The following is a 24,735-nucleotide window of genomic DNA, read 5'->3' on the forward strand; positions in this document are numbered from 1 at the left end:
GGAATCCAGTAATCCTTAATGTCACCCCGTGGCTTGACCACGGGGTCCAGTCTTTTATTTTTTCCTAGATCCCGTGAATAAATCACGGGATGACAGAAGAAAGAGTTGGATTCTCGCTTTCGCGGGAATGACATTTTTCACCCCATTATATACATAATAATTGATATAGTAACCACTGAGAAAAAAGTAGTAAATGTTATAATCGACGCCATAGAATCAGGATCACCGTCAAGCTGACGAGATAGAACATAAGCCGTACTTGCACATGGAAGACAGCTATATAATATTCCTACCGATCTATCTATCCCCTCAATTGACATTAACCATAATACTATTACGCTAACTAGAGGCAATGCAACTAATTTAATAAAGCTTGTAAACATTACATTGTGTAAAACCTCTCGCCTAATAGTAAAATTAAGCCCTGCTCCAACATTTAACATACCAATAGCTAAAGCAGCATTAGAAAGACTATCTAGTGTTTTCTTAAGCCCTAAATGTAATTCAAGATTTGAGTAATTAAAAACGAACCCTACTAAACTTGCGATAATTAACGGGTTACGCACAATTAATTTCATCATTAAAACAAAACTAGTTCTAATAGTATTAGTAACGGATTTATTAGGGATATAATAAGCGAAAATCATTACCGATAAAATATTGGTAAAAATAATCATATAAGAAGAAATAACGGCGACAATAGAAATCCCACTAGGGCCAAGCAGCGGGCTACTTACTCCAAAAAAAATGTAGCTATTATAACGAATTGATCCTTGAAAAATGGAAGTAAATTGGATTTTATCTATATTGTATTTTTTTTGGTAAATTATAAGACCAATTGATACAAGGATAGTGGAAATAATAAGAGCCACTACTAACTTAATTATCGATGCAACGCTTAAGTCGGCAGTAGATACGTAATTAAACAGCATGGCAGGAAATAGTACAAAATACGATAATTTCTCAATACCACGCCAAAATTCTTCTGAAGTTAACCATTTATTTTTGATAATACTACCAAGAAGCGTAATTAAAAAAATAGGTAATGTACTACAAAAAATTTCATTCATTTGTTTTCGATGTCATACCGTGGCTTGACCACGGTATCCAGTTAAAAATACTAAAACGATACATAGTTTGGGTTGTTTTATGGATACCGTGGTCAAGCCACGGTATGACATAGTAACTTCCTTTCAATCAGCTTCTTCATTTCCTGTATCCCGTAAAGCTTTATAAAAGTTCCGAGTCTTGGACCTTCGCTTTGCCCAAGCAATATCTGATATAGATCCTTGAAATAATCACGCAGATTTTCATATCCTGCTTTCATTCCTATATCATATATTGCTTTCTGAATCGCTTCAGCTTCGGTTTGATCAGATATGCTAGATAACATATATAATATATCTTGTAAAATAACCTTATGCTTTTCAGAAGGAGCTAAATATGATTTATGTGCTTTAATAAAGTCATTATAATATCTTATAGCAAATTCTGCTAAGTGGTCAAGATAAGGGCTAGTATTTGGAGTTGCTTTTGGCTCATATTTGCTAATAAATCCCCAAAGTACCGATTTATCGGAAGGATCACACACGGAAGTAAGATTTAAAAGCAACGCATAGGTAATACCAAAAGTCTCAATTTTCGGTACATTCCCGTGATGTATGTGATAAACTGGATTTGCAAAACGCTTTGCCCTATCCTCTTCTAAATGATATTTCTGATTAAAAGTAATATATTCATCAACATTTTTAGGTATTACATCAAAAAACAAACGCTTAGCCCTAGTCGGATTTTGATACATAAATAATGCCATGCTTTCAACAGGAGCATATTTAAGCCAATCATCGACGCTAATACTATTACCTTTTGATTTTGATATTTTCTCACCGTTTTCATCTAAAAATAGCTCATAACATAGCTGCACCGGCGGCTTGCCTCCTAGGATTCGGCAAATTTCTGAATAAAGTCGAGCATTTGCTAGATGGTCTTTGCCGTACATTTCATAATCGACTTTAAGAGCAGCCCAACGCATACCAAAATCCGGTTTCCACTGTAATTTACAATGCCCTCCCGTTACCGGTACTTCTATATAATTACCGGCTTCGTCTTTATACGTAACAGTACCTGCTTTAGCATCCCATTTCTCTATAGGTACTTGCAGTACCTTACCTGTTTTCGGGCATATAGGCATGAAAGGCGAATAGGTAGCCTTTCGCTCTTCTCTAAAAGTCGGTAGCATCAGCTCCATTATTTCGTCATATTTCTCTAGCACTCTTATCAGCATTTCATCAAACATACCCGCCTTATAACAGTTAGTACTACTATAAAATTCATACTTAAAACCGAATTTATCAAGGAATGAGCGAAGCTTTGCATTCATATAATGCCCGTAACCCTCACATTCACCGAACGGATCAGGGATAGAAGTAAGCGGCATATCCATATATTGTGCTACCATTTCAGGATTTGGGATATTACTAGGAACTTTACGAAGTCCGTCCATATCATCAGAAAAGCAAATTAGCTTAGTAGGAATATCGGATAATTGCTCAAACGCTTTCTGCACCATCACCATACGAGCATTCTCACCAAAAGTACCTATATGAGGCAAACCTGAAGGACCATAACCCGTCTCAAATAATACATAATTTTTTTCAGGAGCTTTACCGTTTAAGCTGTCTAATATTTTCTTAGCCTCAACAAAAGGCCAAGCGTTTGACTTAATAGCATCTTCCCAAATTTCTGACATTTATTTTTCTTGCACTTTAATTAATAATCAGTGACAATATACTAAATTTATTTATTTGTAAAATTTAATTGTCATTACCGCGAAAGCGAGAATCCAGCAAAAATAGTCTTAAACATTGATAAAATAAACCTAAAAAAACAAGTTTTTTATAGGTTTTACTGGATTCCCGCTTTCGCGGGAATGACCTAATAAAGAGCAAAAATGATATAAAATACTTAACCATAACCTTAAAAAACCATGCCATTTACTACTATTATAAATTACATCAGAAAAGATAGCTATAAAGTTCTACATTTAGGACTAATTGCAATTTCTATAATAGCACTTGCTACCGCTTATATTGCTGAATATATATTCCATTATACACCCTGCCCTTTATGCGTTTACGAAAGGTTTCCCTATTTAACGCTAATCAAAATTTGCTTAACTGCTTTAATCATCAGACAATTAAGCAAATATACTTTAATATTCATTCTCCTAACTATCCTTAGCTCTTGCATATTATCAACATATCATAGCTTCGTAGAAAGAGGGATAGTACAACCAAGCGCTCTTTGCTCATCGATGATCCGTATCCCGAAAGGCTTGTCTATACAACATATCAAGCAAATGTTCTACTCGCAGCCAATCACTTCCTGCACAAAACCCGCAATCAAAATCTTCGGTATTTCTATGACGGAGTATAATCTACTCTTAAATATCGGTCTTCTAATCTGTTTACTCCTCGTTTGGTTTTATCCAAAAAAAATCTTAGTTTGAAATCAACAGCAATCAATTTCATTCTCACTTTCGTGGAGAGGTATTGTTGTGTGGACTAGGAAACCCATTCGGTGTCATCCCGTAGCCCCGCCACGGGATCCAAAAGACAACTAAAAATACTAACAACGCTAATATTTTTAACTGGATCCCGTGAATAAATCTATAGTACCGGACATTTTTTTAAAAAATCTCGATGTCATCCCTGCGAAAGCGGGGATCCATATTAAAAAATCTTTAAAATTAAAGATTTTTTATTACATAGTTTTTTTAAAGTAAAGCTTTTAAACGCCAGTTTAGGATAAGAAGAGTTTAAGATTATCGAAAAAAGAGTTTAAAATATTAGTTTTAGTAATATTAAAAGCATTAACACAAGCTAGAATATGAACTAAAAAATTAGTAGGTGATCGATGCCTTGAGTGTTCAAGATTCATATTATTTTTTAGGACATTAAATACTGACTCAACCAACGACCTTTTTCTAAGCTGTATTTTATCTTCCATTTCCAATAAATGATTCTTCATATCTTTTCTAATTCCTGTAAATAAGCGTAATCCACGACCTAATAATTTAGTAAATATTTCCTTAGAAACGCGAATTTAGGATAAGGAAGAAGAGAAGCATGGAATAAGAATAAAGTATTTACAAGTTAAGAGTGTTGGGTTACTGAAGTTTTTCAACAAAAAAACAAGAACCCAACAATGAAAAAATGTATCACAACTTTATTTTAGATACTAGACAATTTTTGTGAAATATATGAAGAATGGGAGAAGCAAAAATTAATACCAACAGATAGAAAACGCCGGAGAGAAGGGAATTTAAGCCTTTCAGAGCTTTTAACTATCGTATTATATTTTTATATATCGCCGTGCAAAGATTTTAAGAATTATTATTTATATCACTTATCATATAAATATAGAGGTTATTTTAAATTACCAAGTTATAGTCGAATAATACAATTATGGTCAAGATTAATTCTACCGCTTGGTTATAATGTTGCAACTATTTAGAGGAGAGGAAACAGGAATTTATTGCATAGATTCAACTAAATTATCGATATGTCATACAAAACGTACAAATAGCAATAAAGTATTTAGTGGTATACTTCTTTTACCTGAAGAATTGGTAGTATTAGATATTAATTATCCATAAGAACATTGATTATTCGCTCATCTAAATATTCATTTTCCAACTTTTCAAGTTAAAGAAGTATATAGCTAAAATAGGGATGAGTAGTTATGGATGGTTTATGGGGTTTAAGTTGCATATAGTAATTAACAATAAGGGAGCGATTATGGCGATCAAAATTACCAAAGCAAATAATAGTGATTTATCGGTAGCAGACGATATAACTGATGGATTACAAGGTAAACTCTTTGGTGATAAGGGATATATTTCTAAGGAATTATTTACTAAATTATTAGGTCGTGGATTACGCTTATTTACAGGAATTAGAAAAGATATGAAGAATCATTTATTGGAAATGGAAGATAAAATACAGCTTAGAAAAAGGTCGTTGGTTGAGTCAGTATTTAATGTCCTAAAAAATAATATGAATCTTGAACACTCAAGGCATCGATCACCTACTAATTTTTTAGTTCATATTCTAGCTTGTGTTAATGCTTTTAATATTACTAAAACTAATATTTTAAACTCTTTTTTCGATAATCTTAAACTCTTCTTATCCTAAACTGGCGTTTTTAGCTCTAACTTACTTCCTGTAGATAAATTTAATTTCTCTCTAATATAACTTGGAATTGTCATTTGCCCTCTATTAGTGAGAGATACAAGTTGTGCTTTCATAATGATCTAATTGTAAATATTTTCAGTATAAATTAATAATAACAGAAATAATTCAATAATGCAGCATTATAATTAAATTTCCTATAAAAATATATATTTAACTTGATGAAACATTATTATATATTCGATAAACCATAATATGAATAGTACTGCTTAATATGAATCTTCAAGAGTTTAAACAAAAATATAATTACGATGTTGCAACGAAAATGATGCAACAATATCTAGACATTAAATTTGCTCATTTAGATTGTTTACTACTATTTAGAATGGGTGATTTTTATGAGATGTTCTATGATGATGCAATCTTAGCCAGCAATGTACTCGGTATTGCCTTAACAAAAAGAGGTAAAAACGGTGAAGAAGAAATTGCGATGTGCGGAGTGCCTTATCATGCTCTTGAGAATTATTTAACTAAGCTAATCGAAGAAAATTATAAGGTTGCTATTTGTAACCAGCTTGAAACCCCTGAAGAGGCAAAAAATAGAGGCGGCTATAAAGCGGTAGTTACTAGAGACGTTACACGTATTATAACTCCAGGAACTATAATTGAAGAAAATTTAATTGCTTCAGCCGAACCTAATTATTTAGCAAGTCTTGTAATACCGAAAAATAAAGAAACGGCTAGCCTTTGTTATGTTGATCTTTCTACTTCCGAAATTTTTATAGTTAATGTACCGGAAACGGAAATTCTTAATGAGCTTGCCCGTCTAAAACCTCGTGAAATTCTGCTTAGCGAAAATCTAAGATCTTCGAGTCTCGCGGATAGTATTTTCAAACAATTAAATTTTCGCATTACCTATCAGGTTGATAGTTTTTTTGCGATTAATAAATGCGAAAAAATCATTTTAGACTTTTATAAAATGAAAGATATTAAAGGAATCGGTGAGATATCTAGCAGTCAAATTTGTGCCATAGGTAGCATCTTAGAATATTTATCATTAACGCAAAAACAAAATATTCCTCATTTACCAATCCCTAGAATTATCAATTTTCATAGCTATATGACTATTGATTTCGCTACTAGACGCAACCTTGAAATTGTAACAAACTCACAAGGGGCCCTGAAAGGAAGTTTACTAAACACTCTCAATCATACGGTTACCAAACAAGGCGGACGTTTACTATATAATTTTCTTTCAAGTCCTTTAACCAACATTGCTAAAATAAATCATCGTTTAAATATTACCGAGTTCTTTTATTCCAACTTAGAAATAGTAAAAAGAATTAGAGAACTTCTAAAAAAAACTAGTGATATAGAGCGCTGCCTAACACGTATTACAATGAACAGAAGTTCAGGTCGTGATTTACTTAGTATTAAATATACCTTGGAAGCTGCAACGATTATTAAAGGAGTATTTTTTGACGCTTACGGTTTTAATTTACCTGATTTTATCGAAAAAATTATTAAACCTCTATCAGGCGATGCAGAATTATATAATTTAATAGACGAGAGCATAAGAGAAGATGCACCGAATAATTTAAATGACGGGGGTATAATAAAACATGAATATCATCCGAAAGTAGCCCAATTACATGATTTAATTAATAACGGGAAATTACATATTGAAAAGCTAAAAGATCAATATCGTAGAGAAACTGGAATAGACAGTTTAAAAATATCTCATAATAATGTTATAGGGCTTTTTATCGATATTACCGCTAAAAATGTTAATAAAATCCTTGATCCCAAATTTATTCACCGTCAAACAACGGTTAATAATGTCCGTTACACTACTACTGAACTACAAAAGCTTGAAAGCGAGTTAGTCAACGCTAAAACCTTAGTAATAAGCTTGGAAAAAGAATTATATGCGGATATTTGTAACCAAGTAATCGAAAAAGCTTCCTATTTACGAATGCTTGCAAGCTCCTTAAGCGGGCTTGACGTATTTTGTAATTTTGCATATATCGCTGATGAATATGATTATGTTAAGCCTGAATTTACCGACGATTTAAGCTTTGATATCGTTAAAGGACGGCATCCTGTAGTAGAGAAAGCACTACAACGAGAAAGCAAAAGCTTTGTATATAATGACTGTCATTTATCGGAACTTGAGCGTATTTGGTTAATTACCGGTCCTAATATGGCAGGTAAAAGTACTTTTTTACGTCAAAACGCCATTATTGCAATCATTGCTCAAATAGGTTCGTTTGTGCCTGCTAAAAGTGCCAAAATAGGAGTAGTCGACAAGATATTTAGCCGAATAGGTGCTGCTGATGACTTAATTAAGGGACAATCAACCTTTATGGCCGAGATGCTTGAAACCTCGGCAATTCTTGCTCAATCTACAAAAAACTCACTAATAATACTTGATGAGGTAGGTAGAGGCACATCCACTTATGACGGTGTATCTATAGCGTGGTCGGTGCTTGAATATATCCATGATAAGCTAAAATGTCGCTGTTTATTTGCAACTCACTATCATGAACTTACTGTTATGAGTAATTTCCTGCCGGCTTTGCAAAATTATACTATTGCTATTGAGGAGTCAGGTAAAGATATTCTATTTTTACATAATATTATATCAGGGGCTGCCGATAGATCTTACGGTATTCATGTTGCAGCTTTAGCAGGACTCCCTGCCAGCGTTATAAATAGAGCTGAGCAGATTCTGCTTAAATTTGAGAAAACTTCTACCGGTAAAGGAAAAAACATTTTATCAACGGAATCAAATAATTTGAGCTTGTTCAATCTTGAACCTAATAAAACTATTATAAGCAGCAAATTAGATGAACAATTTAGAACTATCGACCCTGATAAATTATCTCCTAAAGAAGCACTTGAGTTGATTTATGAGTTAAAGAAGTTGGTTTGAGATGTCATGCCTGCGAAAGCATGGATTCAGTAGTCTGTATTGTCATACCGCGACTTGATCGCGGTATCCAGTAATATTTAACTACTACAAATGTTTCTAATGGATACCGTGGTCAAGCCAAGGTATGACAGCTTAGACACTTTTCCAACCAATATTCACTACAGGCAAAAAAATTGGGATTAGCGAAATTTTCTTTACCGTAAGTAATTTCTTGTCCATGTGTATCTAAAATATTACCGCCGCCGGCTTTAATTAAAGCATGACCTGCCGCTATATCCCACTCCATAGTTGGACCGAATTTTGGATATATATCAGCTGCTCCTTCAGCAATTAAGCATAGTTTAATTGAACTGCCTATTGCATTTATTTGACCGAATGAATATTTACTTAAAAATTCTTTAGTAGCTTTATTTGAATTATAAAAACCTATTACCGCATTAAGCTCTTCATGTTTAGGTTCATGATTAACAAATATTTCTTTAGAATTCTGTTCGATTTTTAACCGCCCCTGTACATCGGTATAATATAGCTTTGCTGTTTCAGGGTGATATATCAAACCGATAGCTGGAAGACCGTTTTTAATAAGCCCTATATTTACCGTATATGTATTTTTACCGTTTACATAGCTCCGTGTCCCGTCAATAGGATCAATTAACCAAAAAGTACTACTACTTAATATAGGTAGCGGCTGCTCTTCACATACTATAGCTATTTGAGAGGTTAAGCTTCGTAGAGTTTGATAAATTATTTTACTAATTTCCTTATCAGCATTAGTGACTACTGACCCATCTGATTTAATATCAGTCAATATTCCTGCCTTTTTTATATCTAGTGCAACCTTACCGGTATTAATAATTAAATCTTTTAAAGCATTAATTAAATTGTCATTCATAATTATTTATTTAACATCTTTGCAGCCGTATCATCTTCTAACCACTGACCGGTATTTAAAAACGTAGATTGCTGCAACTCAGCGATTTGATGATCAGGTGACCCTGGTAACATTTGCCACCCCAAATATTCAATTCCATAATACCCTATATCAATCATGCTTAAATAAGAGTCCATATTTTCTAAATCTTTTTTATTATTTGCAAAAATTACTATTTTTGTAGGTTGTTTTGGTATAATTTTTAAGAACTCTATAAGAGTTTTTACTCTATTTATATTACCGGTAAATATTATACCTAAATAAAAAATAGGTGCTCCAGCATCGCTTGGATTAAATCTAAATACATCTTTATCATTAACTTTATTAGTAAAATTAATATTGAGTCCGTAAAGTAAGGTATATAACCATCCTTCATAATTTTCAATTAGATTACATGGAGCAGTTATTTCTTGAAGACCTAAAACTGTTGCACCTTGCTGTTTCATCTTATTAATTAAATCTACCCATTTAGATTCAACAAGCATCATTTGACGCTGCACTATCAATTTTGCAATAGTTTTATTAACTGATGTGTTATCCGCTGCAAGACTATATAAATATTTAGTAAAATTTATATAAGAATTATCCCGGTATCGAAATAATTTGGATTTCGGTGTTATAATAGTATTATCTATATTTATAAGTACCAGCGTATCTGCATCTATCTTCGGTAATAAATTTTTCATTGTTACCGAATCTACAGAGTAAGTAGGAATAATTTGACCATAACTTACACACGAAATAACTAAGCAAAGTAAGCTCAATAAAACTTTATTGATTTTTATCATAAGGATTTTTACCTTTCGCATTATTATTCTTTAAAGGTGGATCATTTCTTTTTAATTTATTTATTTGAGGTATTAAATCACCAATGGTTTTAGTATAATATGCAGCATCTTTATTTTCCGGAGCATTTTTATTATTATAATGATAACCAATAAATAATATATTAGAACTATAACTACTAAGCTGAAATTCCATTGAGCTTAGCAATTCTACGCTACTACTAATCATTATAAAGCATTTCGGTATAAAGTTCATTTGAACAAGGAAATTGAGCATCATTTCCGCTTCCGATATATTATTACTCGTCAATATACCCTTATAAAATACCGGATAAGTATTAGCAAAACTGTCTAAATTATTAAAAATAATATAATTATTGTTTGGAAAACTATTTGAAAAATCAATATTGAAATTTTTCTTTAAATAATCGGCAAACCATATTTCATATTTAGGAATATTATTAAAATTACCGGTAAAGCCATCATTTACTGCTATTATAGGGATTTTACTATTACTCATTTCATTTACAAAATTTGGAAAATCAGCTTCTTGTAATTCTTTCTTATAACTATCATTAGTTAAAATCAATTGATTTATATAAATAGCTTTTGGATTTTTATTAATATTAAGCAAAAGAGGAGTTAGTGTACGATAAATATCTTTATCAATTTGTTCAACGATAGGCACTAAAGACTTAAACAGAAATTCATCTAACACCGTTACTACTAATAAATCCTGAGGTAGATAATTTTTATTATAATTTTCTTTAAAATCTTGTTTTATTTTATTTAAACTATCCACTTCTATAATTTCTGCTTTAACTAAGGAAGTAATAAATAATAGTACGATGAACAAATATTTTTTAAACATTTACGGTTTCCGTTTTTTTAAAGGCAGTGTGTCACCCGGGGGTTTTTTATGTCATTCCCGCGTAGGCGGGAATCCAGCATAAAGCGATATAACCTCAGCTTTTAATTTTAAAAATTTGCTATATCTATACTTTTTTCTGGATTCCCGCCTTTAGCTAGGAATGACATAAACGAGCCATGCAACAAGACCGGCAGGGCCACGGTATGACGATTGTTATATATTAGTGTTACCACATCATAGTGCTAATATCAATCCATATTAAACTATAATATGGTAAATATGTTTGGAAGTTTTTTAGCTCGCTTGGCGGCGGCATAGGAAAGACATTCGGAGGCGGCATATTTTCAAGCGTGGGAAGATTTGCCGGTAAAATGCTTGGTGAGTATTTAGATCAATTAAATCACGAACCGATAGAATATGACAATATTAAAAATTTCAAAGAAAGTTTTAAATATATAACAGCTAATTACGGCGAAGCTATATATACTTCTTTAACTTGAAAAGTTGGAAAATGAATATTTAGATGAGCGAATAATCAATGTTCTTATGGATAATTAATATCTAATACTACCAATTTTTCAGGTAAAAGAAGTATATATACAAAATTAGTAAAAATCAGTGGAGATTTTGTTATTATCTATGCGTTATCCATTATAATATTAGCTAGCCGTTAAAACGGTTAAGCGTTTCAAATTAAAACATATAGCATTCATAAATTCCGAGAATTGATTTTTGGCAATACCAATATATCTGACACGTTTATTATCTTGTGAGAATACTCTTTCAAAAGGTGCTCTAATTTTTGTATAATATCTATCAAGGTCAAAATTTTTATCTTTCATGTTATTTTTCTTTACAGCACAAAGATGCACTTCTTGCCTAGTTGCTGTATCTTTGGTAGACTTTGTACAATATGCTTTATCTACATATGCAGCACCGGAGCGTGGCATAACGTGTTTAAAACCTTTGCTATCAGTAACATTTGCAGAGGTAACTGCAACCTTATTAATAATCCCTGATTGGATATCAACGCTAACATGTTTTTTATAACCATACCAAAACTTATTACCTCCTTTACAACCAATTTTAGCTTGTTTATCATTCGCAACTTTGGGCAAAGTCTCATTATTTAGCTTGTCATATTTTTGCTTCCTCAACTCATCACGTTCTGTCCAAAGACTAGCTTTTGAGATCAAATGAGAGGCATCTACAAAGGTAAATACCTCGCTCATATAACCTTGCTTTCGTAGTTGTTCTCTAAAGTTTGCAAATATTTTTGATAGTAAGTTAGTACCTATTTTCTTACGTATTTTACTAAACACACTATAATCTGGAGTCGTCTCTGTAAGAGCAAAATCACAAAACCATTTGCCGGCATTACTATCAGCCAAATAACGTTCTAATTCTCGATCAGATAAGTCTTCCATAAATTGTAGAAGTAAACATTTAAATAACCTCAATGCTCCATAGCCTTTATAATTAGCTTCAGTTTCTATCGCTAATAACTCTCTTGCAACTGCTTTGAAATTAAATTAACTTTTAAATTTACGATATTGATGTTCCGGGCTAACTAATTCATCTAAACTGACCATTGTTATTTGATGCTCTGACATTTTTTACTTTCTTATTTTTTTATCACATTATAACCTTTTACTCTTCATAGCTCAACACTCCCATAATATAAATTTTCTCTATGGTCTGAAGAAAAAATAACTGCAGCTTCTGATTGATTTGTATTTTCTCCTACCTCTGTTTCAATAACATCATTAGATAGTATAACTAACTCTTTATTATAATGTTCTTTATTTTCTTGAGCTTGAATGATTATGTCAAACATCTGAGTAGCTAATTCTTTTGAGGTAAATAATTGTTTGTATTTATTAAGCCATGGACCAAAAGCTATAGATTCAAGTTTTTCAAAATATTCGGTTAATTTCATGTGTAACTCTAGATTAAATTTAAGAGCGGCACTTTATATAAAAAATTGAGATAAGTCAAGAGATATTAAATTAATGGTTTAAAAAATATGTGGCATCCCGTGGCTTGACATAGGTGTCCACGCAACAATGACATACTCAAAATTTTTTCACATAACTTAATGACAAAAGTAAAATATGAATATATTATTTTATATACTCGTTTAATTTGAAAAATTGGCTACGTTATTTTTTACTTTTAATCCTCACGTACTAAATAATGTACGCTGTGGTTAAAAGCTTCAAAATGCCTTGCTTTTTTCCAAATTAAACTTCGTCTATCATTTATCAAGGAAGTTATGAGTACGGATATTAATAATATTAGCGATAGCTTAGAAATTGTTACGCAAGATCATTTATCGATTTTTTCTTTAATAAGCTCCTCCGACATTATCGGTAAGTCGGTTATGTTGATGCTGCTTATTGCCTCCATTTGGTCGTGGGCTATTATTTTGGATAAAATATTTAAGCTAGCACAAGTGCAGCGAAGAATGAAGAATTTTGAAAATGTGTTTTGGTCCGGTGGAGTATTAGAGCAATTATATGAAAGCATAAAGAGGTCGGTTAATAATCCGTTAGCTTTGATATTTGTCTCGGCTATGGATGAGTGTAAAAGTTTAAGTACTAAAGGGCTTTCCGATGCGTTAAAAAACAACCATAAAGAGCGTATAACGGGTGCAATGTACTTAGCTCAAAATAGGGAAGTCGAAAAGCTGGAGAAAAATTTAAGCTTCTTGGCAACTGTTGGGTCAAGTGCTCCTTTCGTAGGCTTATTCGGTACTGTTTGGGGGATTATGCACAGCTTCCAATCGATTGCTACTTCAAAAAATACTTCTCTTGCCGTAGTAGCTCCCGGAATTGCCGAAGCGTTACTTGCAACTACGATAGGCTTGTTTGCAGCTATTCCGGCAGTAATTTTTTATAACTATCTTATTTCCCGTATTACTCTTATAAATAATAAGATTGAAGATTTTAGTAGCGAGTTAAATTCTATACTTTCTAAGGCAATTGATCAGGAGAAAATGTAATGGCTATAAAGCTTGCCGGAAGTAATAGAAAAAGTAAAAGAGCGGTAGTTAGTGAAATTAATGTTACTCCGCTCGTTGATGTGATGCTTGTGCTATTAATTATTTTCATGATTACTTCTCCAATGCTTGTTTCAGGAGTAAATGTGGATTTACCTGAGACAAATTCAAGTCCGATTTCAGGGCAGGATGAACCACTAGTCGTTACTATCAATAATAAAGGTGAAATTTTCCTGCTTGAAACTCCTATAGAGAGAACACATTTAACCGACAAGCTTGCAAATATCACTAAAGAAAAAAAGGATGCTAGAATTTTTGTAAGAGGCGATAGGAATGTTTCTTATGGGCAGGTGGTAGAGATAGTTGCCGAAATTCATGCTGCCGGCTTTTCTCGTGTAGCTCTTATTTCAAATATTAAAAATAATGAAAAGTAACCAAAATAGGGATAATTTTACGGTTTTCCTTAGCTTCTCTGTTGTTCTGCACTTACTTCTTTTATATTTTTTTCTATTCGGTATGCCATCGTTTTTTGAAAAGTTACCGGAAGAGCAAACTATAACTTTTGAAATGCTACCTGTTAGCGATAAATCAAATATTATCACTCAAACAAAGCAAAAAGAAGCTCCTATAGAAAATGAAGATGCTAAAAAGTCTGAGCAGAGTAAGCCAAAAGAAGAAGAGCCGCAGCAAGATTTGCCTAAAGAAGAAAAAGCTAAAGAAGCTGAGACCAAACCGGGAGAAGAAAAGCCTAAAATAGAAGGGAAAAAACCTATAGAAGAGAAAAAACCTATAGAAGAGCCAAAGCCTGAAGAGGCGAAAGAAGTGTTACCTGAGAAAAAAGAAGAAGTAAAAGAAGAAAAGCCTAAAGAAGAAGAAAAAAAGCCGGTGGAGGAAGTGAAAAAGCCTGCAGAAAAGAAAGAGGAAAAGAAACCGGAAGAGAAACCCAAAGAGGTAAAGAAAAAAGAGCCTAAAACCGAAGAGCTTGATTCTTTACTGAAGAATTTAGAGCAATCTTCTGAAGGGGATAATGTAAAATCCAATAAGCATCAAAGATCAAAAAAAGTTGATAATGCAAAAGAAGCTAAAGGTGTTTATACGGATGGGCTGCCTCTTTCCGATAGTGAAACATCTTTGATAAAAAGACAGATTGAAAGACATTGGAGTAATGTACCGGCGGGGGTTAGAGGTAATAATAAGGTAAAAGTTATTATTAGTATTACGCTAGATAAAGCAGGAAATGTAGAGCAAGCAAAGGTTAAAGAAAGAATTTGTCCTAATATTCCGGCTAGTGTTTGTGAAGCTTTAGCGGATAATGCAATTAGAGCGGTATGGCAAGCAAGCCCTATCGAAAATCTTGATCCTGCTCGTTTTAACCATTGGAAAGAGATTAATTTTAGCTTTGATCCAAGTAAATTGTAGGCTAGGTATTGCCTGTGTGGATAACAAATCGTCATTGCGAGGAGGTATTGGTGCGTGGATCAGTTTCACCTCTGTCATCCGTGGCTTGACCACGGGATCCAGTTAAAAATACTAAAATTATTAGTATTTTTTATTGTTTTTATGGACCCCGTGGTCAAGCCACGGGGTGACACAGTAGGTTTTACCGGTCTACGTAACAATGCCTTCCCGCGTAGGCTGGAATGACATAAAGTAAAAATCCGGCACTATAATTGCCTATGCGGGAATGACATTAAGAACTATGAAATAATTTAAAAATATTATTCATCATGTTCGTGGTGGTCACCGATTAATTCAAGCCCCATATCTTGTCGCTCATTATCAAAACAACAGTAGCAGCAATAACCTATCAAGCATAATAAAGTTGCTCCCATTAAAAGTAGAGTCAAAGCAGCATTACTAGAGCTTGCTAACTCATATTCTGAAGGTAATAAATCCGTAGGGATGTCTTTGTTCATAAAACTTAGTTATGATGTTTACTATTTATAAATAAAAAAACTCTATAACTTTGTCTATTAAAATTACATTTATTTCATAAAGTTTTAAGAGCAGGATAAGTAAATAACAATAAATGGCATAAATTTAGACCAAAATGTACTATCATAGAGCATAATATTTTATTGGTCTTGTAATATGTATAACCATAAAAAAAACCGCATATAGTGCTTAAAGATATATATACTTCTTCAACATGAAGAGTTGTTAAAATGATTAGGCACAATGGTTTGAAAATTGTCATTTACCAATGAAGGAGGGTGTCAGAAAGTTTGTGTAAGTTGTAAAAATAGTTAAGAATAAAATTAATTAAAACAACTTACATGAGGCTAATATGAAGAATAAGAGCAAAATATCAAATCCGACTATAGAAAAAGTAGTATCAGAAATACTATCACAAAGTGATCCATCTGAGATATTTGGCAAAGAAGGGATATTTCAGGAATTTAAAAAGCAGATAGTAAATAAGATTTTAGAGAAAGAAATGGAATCTCATATAGGTTATGAGAAGCATTCTAAGAATGCCAAGGAGTCAGAGAATAGACGTAATGGCAATTATGAAAAGACTTTAATAGATCCTGAAGGTCGTAAATTGACAGTAGAAGTGCCAAGGGATCGGGATGGAGAATTTGAACCTCAACTCATTCCAAAAGGAGTACGAAAATTTGAAGGATTTGATGATAAAGTAATATCCTTATATGCTAGGGGAATGACCATTAGGGAAATACAAGGACACTTAGAAGAACTATATGCTACCAAGGTATCATCTGAGTTAATATCAAAGGTAACTGATGGTATTTTAGAGGAAGTTACTGCCTGGCAGAATAGAGCACTTGATAGTGTATACTTCTTTTACCTGAAGAATTGGTAGTATTAGATATTAATTATCCATAAGAACATTGATTATTCGCTCATCTAAATATTCATTTTCCAACTTTTCAAGTTAAAGAAGTATATATCCTATAATGTACTTAGATTGTATTCATGTTAAAGCAAGAGATACGCATGTAATAATAAATAAAGCAATATATATGGCTATAGGAGTTAATATGGGAGGCAAGAAGGAGCTATTAGGTATTTGGATAGGTAAGAATGAGGGTTCTAAATTTTGGATGCAGGTAGTAACAGAACTGAAGAATCGAGGAGTTGAACAAATATATGTTGCATGTGTTGATGGTCTTAAAGGTTTTCCAGAGGCGATAAATAGCATTTTTCCAAGAACCATAGTACAGTTGTGTATTGTGCATATGGTAAGAAATTCTGTAAAATACGTATCATACAAAGATTTAAAATCGGTAACAGCTGATTTAAAGGCAGTTTATTCTGCAATAAATGAAGCAGAGGGATTGAGAGAATTACAAAACTTTGCCAAAAAATGGGATGAAAAATATCCAGTTATTTTTGATATATGGCAACGAAATTTGGTCTGGCATAGCTCCATTTTTTAGCTTTCCAGAAGACATTAGAAAGGCGATTTACACTACTAATGCTATTGAATCCACTAACCGTCAAATTCGTAAAATTATTAAAAATAAGGGAGTATTTCCAGATGATAAATCAATGCAGAAAATAATCTTTTTGGCATTGACAAATGCCTCTAAAAAATGGACAATGCCTATTAAGAATTGGGCAATGGCTTTAAATCAATTTGCAATCCTTTGTGATACTAATTTACAAAATTGGACAAATGGCGAAATCGTACTTACACAAAGAATCTGACAGAACCGAAATTTTATTTTTATATTTTTCAATATTTTCAAAAAATATTCGTATAGAATCAGTAAATGTCTCAAAATTCGCATAAAATTTATTGTTACTTACAACAGAATGCATAAATTTCCACAGTCGTTCAATTGGATTCAAATTTGTACAATATGCTTTATCTACATATGCAGCACCGGAGCGTGGCATAACGTGTTTAAAACCTTTGCTATCAGTAACATTTGCAGAGGTAACTGCAACCTTATTAATAATCCCTGATTGGATATCAACGCTAACATGTTTTTTATAACCATACCAAAACTTATTACCTCCTTTACAACCAATTTTAGCTTGTTTATCATTCGCAACTTTGGGCAAAGTCTCATTATTTAGCTTGTCATATTTTTGCTTCCTCAACTCATCACGTTCTGTCCAAAGACTAGCTTTTGAGATCAAATGAGAGGCATCTACAAAGGTAAATACCTCGCTCATATAACCTTGCTTTCGTAGTTGTTCTCTAAAGTTTGCAAATATTTTTGATAGTAAGTTAGTACCTATTTTCTTACGTATTTTACTAAACACACTATAATCTGGAGTCGTCTCTGTAAGAGCAAAATCACAAAACCATTTGCCGGCATTACTATCAGCCAAATAACGTTCTAATTCTCGATCAGATAAGTCTTCCATAAATTGTAGAAGTAAACATTTAAATAACCTCAATGCTCCATAGCCTTTATAATTAGCTTCAGTTTCTATCGCTAATAACTCTCTTTCAACTACTTTGAAATTAAATTAACTTTTAAATTTACGATATTGATGTTCCGGGCTAACTAATTCATCTAAACTGACCATTGTTATTTGATGCTCTGACATTTTTTACTTTCTTATTTTTTTATCACATTATAACCTTTTACTCTTCATAGCTCAACACTCCCTTTAAATTTAGTTTGCTGTTTTTATATTTTATGACTATACTCTAAGTACCATATAACCTATATTTGGTAGTCATATAGTATTAAGACAAATATTAATTGTATTTATATTATGAAAAATAGTAATGTTCAAATATCTGCTACTGAGTTTAAAAAGCATTTCTTAAATCTAGTTGATCAAGTTAAAAGTAAACATAATTCTTTTATTATTACAAAAAGAAAATTGCCGGTTGCTAAGGTAGTGCCTCTAGATACTTATACCAAAGAAAATAAAAAAAGTTATTTTGGTTGTTTAAGAGGTACTGTTAAAATTAATGATGATATAGTAAATTTTTCTTGTGAATCTGACTGGGAAGTAAATAATGACTGATATTGAGGCTAGTAACCAAGATGGGTTGATTTTAGATACTAATATATTAATTTGGTATGTAGAAGGAATTAGATTATCTGAAGCACAAATCAATTTAATAGATAAAATAAGAGAGCAAAATAAGCTATATATACCTGCTATATCTATATGGGAAATAGTAATGCTTGAAAATAAAGGTAAAATAGCATTTGCAATTGAGTTAAATGATTGGATTGATAAGTTACTATCTATACCTGGCTTAAATTTAATTGACCTGTCGGTTTCAATTTTAATACAAAGCTGCCTCTTACCTCATTATGAACATAAAGGCCCGGCAGATAGATTTATTATAGCAGCTACTAGAACTACTAATGCGTGTTTATTTACTTTTGATCAAAAAATTATAGAATATGCCAATTTAGGTTATTTAAAAATAATCCAAGCTAAATAATTATAATTTAATCAATTGTGCTTTACTTGCAAAATTTTCTATTCCCTCTAGATCGGTAGCGGTAACCCATAGCTGCATGTTTAAAGCGGTAAAAAATTCGATTAAATACCCTTGTCTTTTGTCGTCTAGATGCACAAAGACTTCGTCTAAAAGTAAAATCGGTGCTATTTTAGTTAGCTTTATAGCATAATTCATTTCAGCAAGAATTGTTGCAATTAATATAGCTTTTTGTTCACCGGTAGAACAGAATTTGGCTAAGATATTTTTCTTTTGATGCTTTACTAAAAAGTCGCTTTTATGAACTCCAAAACTAGTGCGACCAAGTAGTTTATCTTTGCTTCTTGTTTGATAAAGTTCTGCAGTAATAAAATTAACAATATTTTCTTCGCCGTCTAATATTTTTTGTTCAACAATGCCGTCAATCGATAAATCGGCTTTTGGAAACTCATTTTCAAGTTCATCTATTGCTTGCTGCATAAATTCTAAGGTGTTTAAGCGATTATTAGCAATATGACCAGACATATCAGCCATTTTTTCTTCGATGATTTTCAGCCAATTATCATCTCTTATATCTTCTGCTAGAATTTTATTTCTCTCATACATGTAATATTCATATTTACTAACTAATTCTGCATGCTTTGAATCAAAATTATAAACTATTCTATCAAGAAATTTTCTTCTATCACTACTACCGCTTGTAAAGATACCTTCCATTTGCGGAGTCAGCCATACCATGCTGGTAAATTTACTTAACTCATTATTGGCTATTTTACTTTCGTTATACTCGGTTATTCTTCTATTAGAGCTACGTTTAAATTGTGTGGTAAATTCTGCAAGCCCTAATTTGCTTTGCAATAGAGCTTTAACTAGACACTGATCTTCTGAAGCCTTGCATATATCGGCAAGTTTCGCTGATCGCAAGCCCCTGCCTGGATAAAATAGTGATATAGCTTCTAAAATATTAGTTTTACCGCTACCGTTTTCACCTATTAAAATTATTGGTGTATTATCTGTTTTTAATTCAAGATTTTTAAAATTACGATAATTTTCAAGGCTTAAGGAATGTAGGAAGATATTTTTCATTTTATGAAAGAGAATAATAGTTAAATTATTGATACGTTGTATACTCAGGTAGAATTTCAAAAATTGGCTACGTCGTTCTACAAGAGCTGTGGTGCTGAACGTTTAAGTATACACTCCGCTCCGAGGACTTTGAACTCCTTGCTCTTTTTAAAATTGACTTTCGTATACCAACTCTTCATTTACTCGAGGTATACCGTCTAGAAATTGCCATAGTAGTTTTGCACCTTTTATCGCTCCTTGATATACTAATTTTTGTTCTTTTGAGCTTAAATTATTAATCAAATTTGCACATTCTTGTGTATGCCATTGATCAACTTTACTATGAACAATGAAAAATTGTAAAGTTCTGTAATCTGAAATTCCATAAAATTTTTGTAACCCTTGAATTTTAGAGTCAGATACTTCAGGAGTCTGACGCTCATAAGCATAAAGTGCTCCAAGACCTATAGAAAAAGATTTCTCTGTTAAGTTCAAATAACCTTGAACAAGTTTTTGAGTTGAGTTTAATTTAGGTTCTGAAGTGAGCTGGCTTCTTAAACATCCAAGCCCTTCAGCAAAACGTTTCCATAGTTCCGGGTGATTTTCTTCACCTTGCTCTTCTTCTATAAGATTACCAAGTAATATTTGCCTAGCTTGTATATCACTACATTTGGAATGTATTGCACTTATATAACGTGGGAAAGCTGTAACGTGATGATAATATTCTTTTGCGTAAATTTGTAAAGTATAATGAGTAAGTTTCCCCATATTCCATAATTGATAAAATGGATGATTTAAAAGATTATATTGTTCAAGATCTATATCAAGCTGTTCTAAAAATTTCATCTTACCTCTTTATTTAATGAATTTGTAAATTTGATAATCATTTGTTTTATCTATTATTACAGGATGCCATTCTGCTAGAAAATCAATAGGAAAAAAAGTATCTCCATCATAATTTTTATTTATTTTTGTAAGTAAAAATTCATCAATAAGATTTTGTTCTAGGAAAAGAGTCGCTATTTCTACCCCTCCAACCATAAAAATTTTCTTATCAGTAAAAGGCTTTATTACCCGCCAAAAATCATCTAAAGATTTAATAAAAAATATATTATTATAAGATTGTAATGGTGTATTTCTTGAAAAAACAATACAAATACAATTTTTTAAAATCTTTGCAGGTATAGAGTCAAAGGTTTTTCGTCCCATGACTATAATATTATATTTTACCGTCTGATAAAAATATTCAAACTCCTTAATATAAGACCAAGGCATCTGACCTTTATTACCTATCACCCCTTGTGGGTCACATGCCATTATACCGATGATTTTTCTATTTTTCATGAGATGAATGTTTAGGCACTGTTAACAAAGCTAATTAAATTCTTTTTTACTGCAAATTATAAGATTTTTTTGAAATAGGACTAGCTATTCCAGCAAAAATCTTATTAATTTTTGCTAAAAAATCCCTTTAATTATCAATTAAAATAACTTTGTTAACAGTGCCTAGTCATATGGTCTGTTACAAAAAATCTTTGATGATCTATAACATTATGCACTCGTAAATAATCAGCTCCATGCTCTGTTAAATATTTTGATATTGCTATTGTTTCTAAATCTCTTTCCGATGCTTTGGAATTATAAAAAGCAGAAATATAAGATTTTCGTGAGTGTCCTACCAATATCTCACATCCTAGATTTTTAAATTTTTTAATATGTTGTAATATATATAAATTTTGATAAACGGATTTTCCAAAACCAATTCCAGGATCAAGAATGATATTTTTTCTATCAAATCCACATTTTTCTAATCTTGTTATTTCTTGCTCTGCCCCTATATTTAAGCTAGCAAGTGGAGAGTTATCGAAATCAAGACATTTTTGTTTTTGCGGTGGAACGGTTAATGAGTGCATAGTAATAATTTTACAATTATAATCGGCAATTAATCGTAATGTATAATTATCTAGATTATTTTTAACCAAGTTTATACAGGAAATAGGGTATTTTTTTAAAACATTTTTAATTACTTCAGGAGTAAAACTATCAATACTGACTATAACTTCTTTTTCCTTTATAACTTCCCTAAGCTCTTCAAGAACATTCTCAAGCCTTTCATATTCTTCATCTTCATTAATAATTAAAGCAGAAGGACGTGTTGATTGTGATCCAAGCTCAATTATTGTAGCCCCTTCATTTATCAAGCGTACAAAATTTCTAACGGCATCTTCTTTATGAAAATTTAATCCTCCATCAGAAAAAGAATCAGGAGTAATATTTAAAATACCGATAAATTGAGGATTTAAAACAAGAGAGCGTATAACTCCTTGATTTTCAATTAAATGTGCTATTTCTGCAAAGGTCTTATTGTTGTAAAAATTATTAGTCGGACATGAATAACGACATTCCAAGCTTAAACCTGCAATTAGATGAATAAGAAACGGTCTGTTTAATAATTCAGGATGCGGTATTTTTAAATCAGGCAAATCTATATGGCAATTACTCCAAAGTAGGATATCTAAGTCAATAACTCTTGGAGACCATTTATCGTAAGAGTCTGCTCGACCTAGTTGTTTTTCAATCTTTTTAAGCTCAATTAGAAGTTTACTAGGTGTTAAAGTACTTTTACCCCGCACCACCATATTTAAATATGACTTATTCCAAGCTTGATCGGCATTAGGTGGTAGAATAACTTGTGTTTCAAAAATAATAGATTGCTTAAGAAATCTAAAATCACAGCTTTTTAGTAAATTTAGAGCTTTTTTAATATTTAAAAGTCTATTACCTAAATTACTGCCTATAGAAATATAAATCATAGTATACTCGCTGAATTTGAAAAATTGACTTCGTCGCTTTGTAAGTCCTTCGGTACTCACGTATTATTATACGCTCCGTTCCTCGGCTTACAATCTCCTTGCTCTTTTTCAAATTGAGCTTCGTCTACCCAACTCTTCATTGACTTGTAGTATATATCCTTTCCGGAATAAGAAAAAGAAACTCCGCCATGCACTCCTGAAACCGGTGATTTTAATTTAGTAACGGTTACGTTTAGAAAAATCTTTTCTAATTTAGATTCGATAAAATTTTGATAAATAATATCATATATTTGTGCAGCTAAATACTCGATAAGATTAAAGTGATTTTCTTGAGAAAGTTTTTGTACTAGTCGTACGATTTCTGCATAACAAACAGTATCGTTTATATTATCCGTTACAGTAGCAGGCGGGGGAGTTGATAGAAAGAGTTGTATGTTAATTTTTACAGGTTGAGCGCGGTGTTTTTCTTGAGTACTGCAGCCAAGATGTACCCAAGTTATTAGTTCCGAAATATTAAGTTTACATGAATAATTTAAGTTGAAAGCTTGATACCTATCATAATATTAATTATATAGTAAACACAGTTGAATTATATACGATTTATACATTATATTTTAATTTTTTAAAAACATATCCCATGCCGTAAATGGGTTAGCTATTCGCTGGCATTCGCTATATTCTTAAAAAATAAAACATTTCCTATAAATAGCACATAATTCAACTGCGTTTACTATAGTTTAATATAAGCTCTTTATAAAAAGATACAATAGTTAAATTGATATACCGCCACTTTTTTTAAAGCCGGCATGAGCTTTTTCAAGTTTTTTAATAAGTCTAGGTGAATATGATTTAATGTCTTTTTCCTTGCCGCCTTCATATTTTTTAGCGAGTTTCATTCCCCCTCTGATCATATTATAGGCGAAGTTCATTAGCTTTGTTTCTCCTGCTATTCTTTTTGGATTCATAAACATATAAACTTGATAAACGGCAAAGCTCTTTATTAAACGCTTTAAGTCCATTCTAGCTTGCCGCGTTATACCTTGCAATTTATCTTTTGGGTTTGCAAGGTTTTTATTAGCATCCCTCACTATTTTAGAATGCTGATGCATTAAATAATTACTGACTTCGGCAACATTCTTGTTAATGAGCTTCTCATCCATTTTAAGCATTTTAAGCTTTAAGTTTTTAGTTTTACCTAAATACTTACGGATTAATAAGATAATTCGGCTTTGCAGTTGAGTTAAATCCATAGTTTGTTCGTTTAAGATAGCAAGTATCCGCTCTATCTCATACTCAAACTCTTCATTTTGGCTTAATTCTTCAAAAATTTCCTCCACCTCTTTACTCTCAAGTACAAGATCGTCACTAATACCCATTAATGCATCTTTTATTTGATCGGCGATTTTTTTGGTATCTTCGGAAAATTGATTATTTGTCATAATCTAATTCATCGTTAAATATAGCTATTTTTATACTAGCACCACATTTCTACTTGTCTATAAAAATTGTATTAAGAGATATTAAATTTTTCTCATTGAGGATACTCTGAGGAATTATAACAAGCACCTAACATATTGCTAGAATCTTCGTTATAATCGTTAGGTATATCCTTAAGGCTAAGTAGATATGGGTTCTCATCTTTTCCCGTATTATTAAATTGTTGAGTAAAATCTTTATATTTTGCGGCTATTTTATTAAATTTAAGCTGAGTATCAAGAGAGGAGTATACTTCTTTTACCTGAAGAATTGGTAGTATTAG

Annotated in this window: 32 protein-coding genes and 1 pseudogene; 12 read left to right on the top strand and 21 right to left on the bottom strand. The window is 32.0% G+C overall.

Annotated features, from left to right (window positions below):
* Positions 1-137: 137 nt before the first annotated feature.
* From AC5584_RS06270 to AC5584_RS06280, 3 genes are read right to left on the bottom strand one after another with little or no spacing between them, the layout of a single operon-like run.
* Positions 138-1,070, bottom strand: coding sequence for an AEC family transporter (locus AC5584_RS06270; RefSeq protein ID WP_499216206.1), 933 nt, complete (start codon positions 1,068-1,070; stop codon positions 138-140).
* Entirely contained in the window at positions 1,063-1,197 is a 135-nt protein-coding gene (locus AC5584_RS06275; protein WP_499163055.1) for a hypothetical protein, read from the bottom strand. The genes AC5584_RS06270 and AC5584_RS06275 overlap by 8 nt, the downstream gene beginning before the upstream one ends.
* Positions 1,163-2,749 carry a lysine--tRNA ligase gene (locus tag AC5584_RS06280; protein ID WP_499216207.1) on the bottom strand — a complete coding sequence of 529 codons (1,587 nt, stop codon included), beginning with the start codon at positions 2,747-2,749 and terminating at the stop codon, positions 1,163-1,165. Before AC5584_RS06280 ends, AC5584_RS06275 begins: the two co-directional genes overlap by 35 nt.
* A gap of 237 nt (positions 2,750-2,986) precedes the next feature.
* Between AC5584_RS06280 and AC5584_RS06285 the strand changes: the two genes are divergently transcribed.
* Positions 2,987-3,508 (top strand): disulfide bond formation protein B, encoded by a 522-nt coding sequence (locus AC5584_RS06285; RefSeq protein ID WP_499216208.1) that lies wholly within the window; start codon positions 2,987-2,989, stop codon positions 3,506-3,508.
* Between the two features lie 293 nt (positions 3,509-3,801).
* On the opposite strand, the gene AC5584_RS06290 is transcribed toward AC5584_RS06285, so the two are convergent.
* The gene (locus AC5584_RS06290) at positions 3,802-4,104 is read right to left on the bottom strand and encodes a transposase (protein WP_499217018.1); all 303 of its coding nucleotides are present in this window, start codon (positions 4,102-4,104) and stop codon (positions 3,802-3,804) included.
* A gap of 132 nt (positions 4,105-4,236) precedes the next feature.
* On the opposite strand from AC5584_RS06290, the pseudogene AC5584_RS06295 reads away from it, so the two are divergent.
* A pseudogene (locus AC5584_RS06295) lies at positions 4,237-5,195 on the top strand (IS982 family transposase).
* Here AC5584_RS06295 and AC5584_RS06300 read toward each other — a convergent pair.
* Entirely contained in the window at positions 5,192-5,308 is a 117-nt protein-coding gene (locus AC5584_RS06300; protein ID WP_499216209.1) for an AbrB/MazE/SpoVT family DNA-binding domain-containing protein, read from the bottom strand. The pseudogene AC5584_RS06295 and the gene AC5584_RS06300 sit on opposite strands and share 4 nt — an antisense overlap.
* Before the next feature lie 158 nt (positions 5,309-5,466).
* Between AC5584_RS06300 and mutS the strand changes: the two genes are divergently transcribed.
* The gene (gene mutS / locus AC5584_RS06305; RefSeq protein WP_499216210.1) at positions 5,467-8,127 is read left to right on the top strand and encodes a DNA mismatch repair protein MutS; all 2,661 of its coding nucleotides are present in this window, start codon (positions 5,467-5,469) and stop codon (positions 8,125-8,127) included.
* Between the two features lie 112 nt (positions 8,128-8,239).
* Here mutS and AC5584_RS06310 read toward each other — a convergent pair whose 3' ends face one another.
* From AC5584_RS06310 to AC5584_RS06325, 4 genes are all read right to left on the bottom strand, one after another.
* The gene (locus AC5584_RS06310; protein WP_499216211.1) at positions 8,240-9,019 is read right to left on the bottom strand and encodes a 3'(2'),5'-bisphosphate nucleotidase CysQ family protein; all 780 of its coding nucleotides are present in this window, start codon (positions 9,017-9,019) and stop codon (positions 8,240-8,242) included.
* 2 nt (positions 9,020-9,021) lie between these two features.
* Positions 9,022-9,867 carry a DUF2608 domain-containing protein gene (locus tag AC5584_RS06315; protein WP_499216212.1) on the bottom strand — a complete coding sequence of 282 codons (846 nt, stop codon included), beginning with the start codon at positions 9,865-9,867 and terminating at the stop codon, positions 9,022-9,024.
* On the bottom strand, positions 9,830-10,714 hold the full coding sequence (locus tag AC5584_RS06320) for a DUF2608 domain-containing protein (protein ID WP_499216213.1): 885 nt from the start codon (positions 10,712-10,714) through the stop codon (positions 9,830-9,832). The genes AC5584_RS06315 and AC5584_RS06320 overlap by 38 nt, the downstream gene beginning before the upstream one ends.
* Before the next feature lie 107 nt (positions 10,715-10,821).
* Positions 10,822-10,947, bottom strand: coding sequence for a hypothetical protein (locus AC5584_RS06325; RefSeq protein WP_410527309.1), 126 nt, complete (start codon positions 10,945-10,947; stop codon positions 10,822-10,824).
* Between the two features lie 81 nt (positions 10,948-11,028).
* On the opposite strand from AC5584_RS06325, the gene AC5584_RS06330 reads away from it, so the two are divergent.
* Complete coding sequence (locus AC5584_RS06330; RefSeq protein ID WP_499217019.1) at positions 11,029-11,214, top strand: hypothetical protein; 186 nt, start codon at positions 11,029-11,031, stop codon at positions 11,212-11,214.
* Positions 11,215-11,373: 159 nt separating this feature from the next.
* On the opposite strand, the gene AC5584_RS06335 is transcribed toward AC5584_RS06330, so the two are convergent.
* Positions 11,374-12,210, bottom strand: coding sequence for a transposase (locus AC5584_RS06335; protein ID WP_499216920.1), 837 nt, complete (start codon positions 12,208-12,210; stop codon positions 11,374-11,376).
* Positions 12,211-12,371: 161 nt separating this feature from the next.
* Positions 12,372-12,653 (bottom strand): hypothetical protein, encoded by a 282-nt coding sequence (locus AC5584_RS06340; protein ID WP_499216214.1) that lies wholly within the window; start codon positions 12,651-12,653, stop codon positions 12,372-12,374.
* Positions 12,654-12,989: 336 nt separating this feature from the next.
* Here AC5584_RS06340 and tolQ point away from each other — a divergent pair, with 336 nt between their 5' ends.
* Genes tolQ through tolA form a run of 3 tightly spaced genes read left to right on the top strand, consistent with a single transcriptional unit; the run spans position 12,990 to position 15,134 of the window.
* The gene (gene tolQ / locus AC5584_RS06345; protein WP_499216215.1) at positions 12,990-13,718 is read left to right on the top strand and encodes a protein TolQ; all 729 of its coding nucleotides are present in this window, start codon (positions 12,990-12,992) and stop codon (positions 13,716-13,718) included.
* Complete coding sequence (tolR, locus tag AC5584_RS06350) at positions 13,718-14,149, top strand: protein TolR (protein ID WP_040257432.1); 432 nt, start codon at positions 13,718-13,720, stop codon at positions 14,147-14,149. Before tolQ ends, tolR begins: the two co-directional genes overlap by 1 nt.
* Positions 14,139-15,134, top strand: coding sequence for a cell envelope integrity protein TolA (tolA, locus tag AC5584_RS06355; RefSeq protein ID WP_499216216.1), 996 nt, complete (start codon positions 14,139-14,141; stop codon positions 15,132-15,134). The genes tolR and tolA overlap by 11 nt, the downstream gene beginning before the upstream one ends.
* 74 nt (positions 15,135-15,208) lie before the next feature.
* On the opposite strand, the gene AC5584_RS06360 is transcribed toward tolA, so the two are convergent.
* The 3 genes from AC5584_RS06360 to AC5584_RS06370 form a co-directional block, all read right to left on the bottom strand.
* The gene (locus AC5584_RS06360) at positions 15,209-15,334 is read right to left on the bottom strand and encodes a proline/betaine transporter (RefSeq protein WP_499216217.1); all 126 of its coding nucleotides are present in this window, start codon (positions 15,332-15,334) and stop codon (positions 15,209-15,211) included.
* A gap of 99 nt (positions 15,335-15,433) precedes the next feature.
* Positions 15,434-15,631, bottom strand: coding sequence for a hypothetical protein (locus tag AC5584_RS06365; RefSeq protein WP_499216218.1), 198 nt, complete (start codon positions 15,629-15,631; stop codon positions 15,434-15,436).
* A 74-nt stretch (positions 15,632-15,705) separates the two neighbouring features.
* Complete coding sequence (locus tag AC5584_RS06370) at positions 15,706-15,912, bottom strand: CPBP family glutamic-type intramembrane protease (RefSeq protein ID WP_499216219.1); 207 nt, start codon at positions 15,910-15,912, stop codon at positions 15,706-15,708.
* A gap of 90 nt (positions 15,913-16,002) precedes the next feature.
* Between AC5584_RS06370 and AC5584_RS06375 the strand changes: the two genes are divergently transcribed.
* The 3 genes from AC5584_RS06375 to AC5584_RS06385 all read left to right on the top strand — a co-directional run bounded on the left by AC5584_RS06375 (position 16,003) and on the right by AC5584_RS06385 (position 17,387).
* Positions 16,003-16,539, top strand: a complete 537-nt coding sequence (locus AC5584_RS06375) for a transposase (protein ID WP_499216220.1) — start codon at positions 16,003-16,005, stop codon at positions 16,537-16,539.
* A 94-nt stretch (positions 16,540-16,633) separates the two neighbouring features.
* Complete coding sequence (locus AC5584_RS06380) at positions 16,634-17,116, top strand: IS256 family transposase (protein ID WP_499216221.1); 483 nt, start codon at positions 16,634-16,636, stop codon at positions 17,114-17,116.
* A complete protein-coding gene (locus AC5584_RS06385) occupies positions 17,070-17,387 on the top strand; it encodes a transposase (RefSeq protein ID WP_499216222.1) in 318 nt (105 codons plus the stop codon). The genes AC5584_RS06380 and AC5584_RS06385 overlap by 47 nt, the downstream gene beginning before the upstream one ends.
* Here AC5584_RS06385 and AC5584_RS06390 read toward each other — a convergent pair.
* A complete protein-coding gene (locus AC5584_RS06390; RefSeq protein WP_499217020.1) occupies positions 17,340-18,125 on the bottom strand; it encodes a transposase in 786 nt (261 codons plus the stop codon). The two genes, AC5584_RS06385 and AC5584_RS06390, sit on opposite strands and share 48 nt — an antisense overlap.
* Before the next feature lie 288 nt (positions 18,126-18,413).
* Here AC5584_RS06390 and AC5584_RS06395 point away from each other — a divergent pair, with 288 nt between their 5' ends.
* Together AC5584_RS06395 and AC5584_RS06400 are read left to right on the top strand one after the other, a co-directional pair.
* Complete coding sequence (locus AC5584_RS06395; protein WP_410526718.1) at positions 18,414-18,671, top strand: type II toxin-antitoxin system Phd/YefM family antitoxin; 258 nt, start codon at positions 18,414-18,416, stop codon at positions 18,669-18,671.
* Positions 18,664-19,101: a type II toxin-antitoxin system VapC family toxin gene (locus AC5584_RS06400; RefSeq protein ID WP_499216223.1), complete on the top strand. Its 438-nt coding sequence runs from the start codon at positions 18,664-18,666 to the stop codon at positions 19,099-19,101. The genes AC5584_RS06395 and AC5584_RS06400 overlap by 8 nt, the downstream gene beginning before the upstream one ends.
* On the opposite strand, the gene recF is transcribed toward AC5584_RS06400, so the two are convergent.
* The 6 genes from recF to AC5584_RS06430 form a co-directional block, all read right to left on the bottom strand.
* Positions 19,102-20,184, bottom strand: coding sequence for a DNA replication/repair protein RecF (gene recF, locus AC5584_RS06405; RefSeq protein ID WP_499216224.1), 1,083 nt, complete (start codon positions 20,182-20,184; stop codon positions 19,102-19,104).
* 147 nt (positions 20,185-20,331) lie between these two features.
* Positions 20,332-21,009, bottom strand: a complete 678-nt coding sequence (locus AC5584_RS06410; protein WP_499216225.1) for a CADD family putative folate metabolism protein — start codon at positions 21,007-21,009, stop codon at positions 20,332-20,334.
* Between the two features lie 9 nt (positions 21,010-21,018).
* Entirely contained in the window at positions 21,019-21,507 is a 489-nt protein-coding gene (locus tag AC5584_RS06415) for a dihydrofolate reductase (RefSeq protein ID WP_499216226.1), read from the bottom strand.
* Positions 21,508-21,659: 152 nt separating this feature from the next.
* Positions 21,660-22,976 (bottom strand): dihydropteroate synthase, encoded by a 1,317-nt coding sequence (gene folP / locus AC5584_RS06420; protein ID WP_499216227.1) that lies wholly within the window; start codon positions 22,974-22,976, stop codon positions 21,660-21,662.
* A gap of 56 nt (positions 22,977-23,032) precedes the next feature.
* Positions 23,033-23,488 (bottom strand): dihydroneopterin aldolase, encoded by a 456-nt coding sequence (locus AC5584_RS06425; RefSeq protein WP_499217021.1) that lies wholly within the window; start codon positions 23,486-23,488, stop codon positions 23,033-23,035.
* Positions 23,489-23,746: 258 nt separating this feature from the next.
* Entirely contained in the window at positions 23,747-24,415 is a 669-nt protein-coding gene (locus AC5584_RS06430; RefSeq protein ID WP_499162317.1) for a DUF5394 family protein, read from the bottom strand.
* Between the last annotated feature and the right edge of the window lie 320 nt (positions 24,416-24,735).

The sequence above is a fragment of the Rickettsia endosymbiont of Villa modesta genome (assembly GCF_964026485.1).
GTDB classification, from domain to species: domain Bacteria; phylum Pseudomonadota; class Alphaproteobacteria; order Rickettsiales; family Rickettsiaceae; genus Rickettsia; species Rickettsia asembonensis.

Bases quoted from the DNA above. Each gene is read 5' to 3' on its own strand.
- AC5584_RS06270 (WP_499216206.1), bottom strand. From the start codon at position 1,070: ATGAATGAAATTTTTTGTAGTACATTACCTATTTTTTTAATTACGCTT.
- AC5584_RS06280 (WP_499216207.1), bottom strand. From the start codon at position 2,749: ATGTCAGAAATTTGGGAAGATGCTATTAAGTCAAACGCTTGGCCTTTT.
- AC5584_RS06285 (WP_499216208.1), top strand. From the start codon at position 2,987: ATGCCATTTACTACTATTATAAATTACATCAGAAAAGATAGCTATAAA.
- AC5584_RS06300 (WP_499216209.1), bottom strand. From the start codon at position 5,308: ATGAAAGCACAACTTGTATCTCTCACTAATAGAGGGCAAATGACAATT.
- mutS (WP_499216210.1), top strand. From the start codon at position 5,467: ATGAATCTTCAAGAGTTTAAACAAAAATATAATTACGATGTTGCAACG.
- AC5584_RS06310 (WP_499216211.1), bottom strand. From the start codon at position 9,019: ATGAATGACAATTTAATTAATGCTTTAAAAGATTTAATTATTAATACC.
- AC5584_RS06315 (WP_499216212.1), bottom strand. From the start codon at position 9,867: ATGCGAAAGGTAAAAATCCTTATGATAAAAATCAATAAAGTTTTATTG.
- AC5584_RS06320 (WP_499216213.1), bottom strand. From the start codon at position 10,714: ATGTTTAAAAAATATTTGTTCATCGTACTATTATTTATTACTTCCTTA.
- AC5584_RS06340 (WP_499216214.1), bottom strand. From the start codon at position 12,653: ATGAAATTAACCGAATATTTTGAAAAACTTGAATCTATAGCTTTTGGT.
- tolQ (WP_499216215.1), top strand. From the start codon at position 12,990: ATGAGTACGGATATTAATAATATTAGCGATAGCTTAGAAATTGTTACG.
- tolR (WP_040257432.1), top strand. From the start codon at position 13,718: ATGGCTATAAAGCTTGCCGGAAGTAATAGAAAAAGTAAAAGAGCGGTA.
- tolA (WP_499216216.1), top strand. From the start codon at position 14,139: ATGAAAAGTAACCAAAATAGGGATAATTTTACGGTTTTCCTTAGCTTC.
- AC5584_RS06365 (WP_499216218.1), bottom strand. From the start codon at position 15,631: ATGAACAAAGACATCCCTACGGATTTATTACCTTCAGAATATGAGTTA.
- AC5584_RS06370 (WP_499216219.1), bottom strand. From the start codon at position 15,912: ATGACAATTTTCAAACCATTGTGCCTAATCATTTTAACAACTCTTCAT.
- AC5584_RS06375 (WP_499216220.1), top strand. From the start codon at position 16,003: ATGAAGAATAAGAGCAAAATATCAAATCCGACTATAGAAAAAGTAGTA.
- AC5584_RS06380 (WP_499216221.1), top strand. From the start codon at position 16,634: ATGTACTTAGATTGTATTCATGTTAAAGCAAGAGATACGCATGTAATA.
- AC5584_RS06395 (WP_410526718.1), top strand. From the start codon at position 18,414: ATGAAAAATAGTAATGTTCAAATATCTGCTACTGAGTTTAAAAAGCAT.
- AC5584_RS06400 (WP_499216223.1), top strand. From the start codon at position 18,664: ATGACTGATATTGAGGCTAGTAACCAAGATGGGTTGATTTTAGATACT.
- recF (WP_499216224.1), bottom strand. From the start codon at position 20,184: ATGAAAAATATCTTCCTACATTCCTTAAGCCTTGAAAATTATCGTAAT.
- AC5584_RS06410 (WP_499216225.1), bottom strand. From the start codon at position 21,009: ATGAAATTTTTAGAACAGCTTGATATAGATCTTGAACAATATAATCTT.
- AC5584_RS06415 (WP_499216226.1), bottom strand. From the start codon at position 21,507: ATGAAAAATAGAAAAATCATCGGTATAATGGCATGTGACCCACAAGGG.
- folP (WP_499216227.1), bottom strand. From the start codon at position 22,976: ATGATTTATATTTCTATAGGCAGTAATTTAGGTAATAGACTTTTAAAT.
- AC5584_RS06430 (WP_499162317.1), bottom strand. From the start codon at position 24,415: ATGACAAATAATCAATTTTCCGAAGATACCAAAAAAATCGCCGATCAA.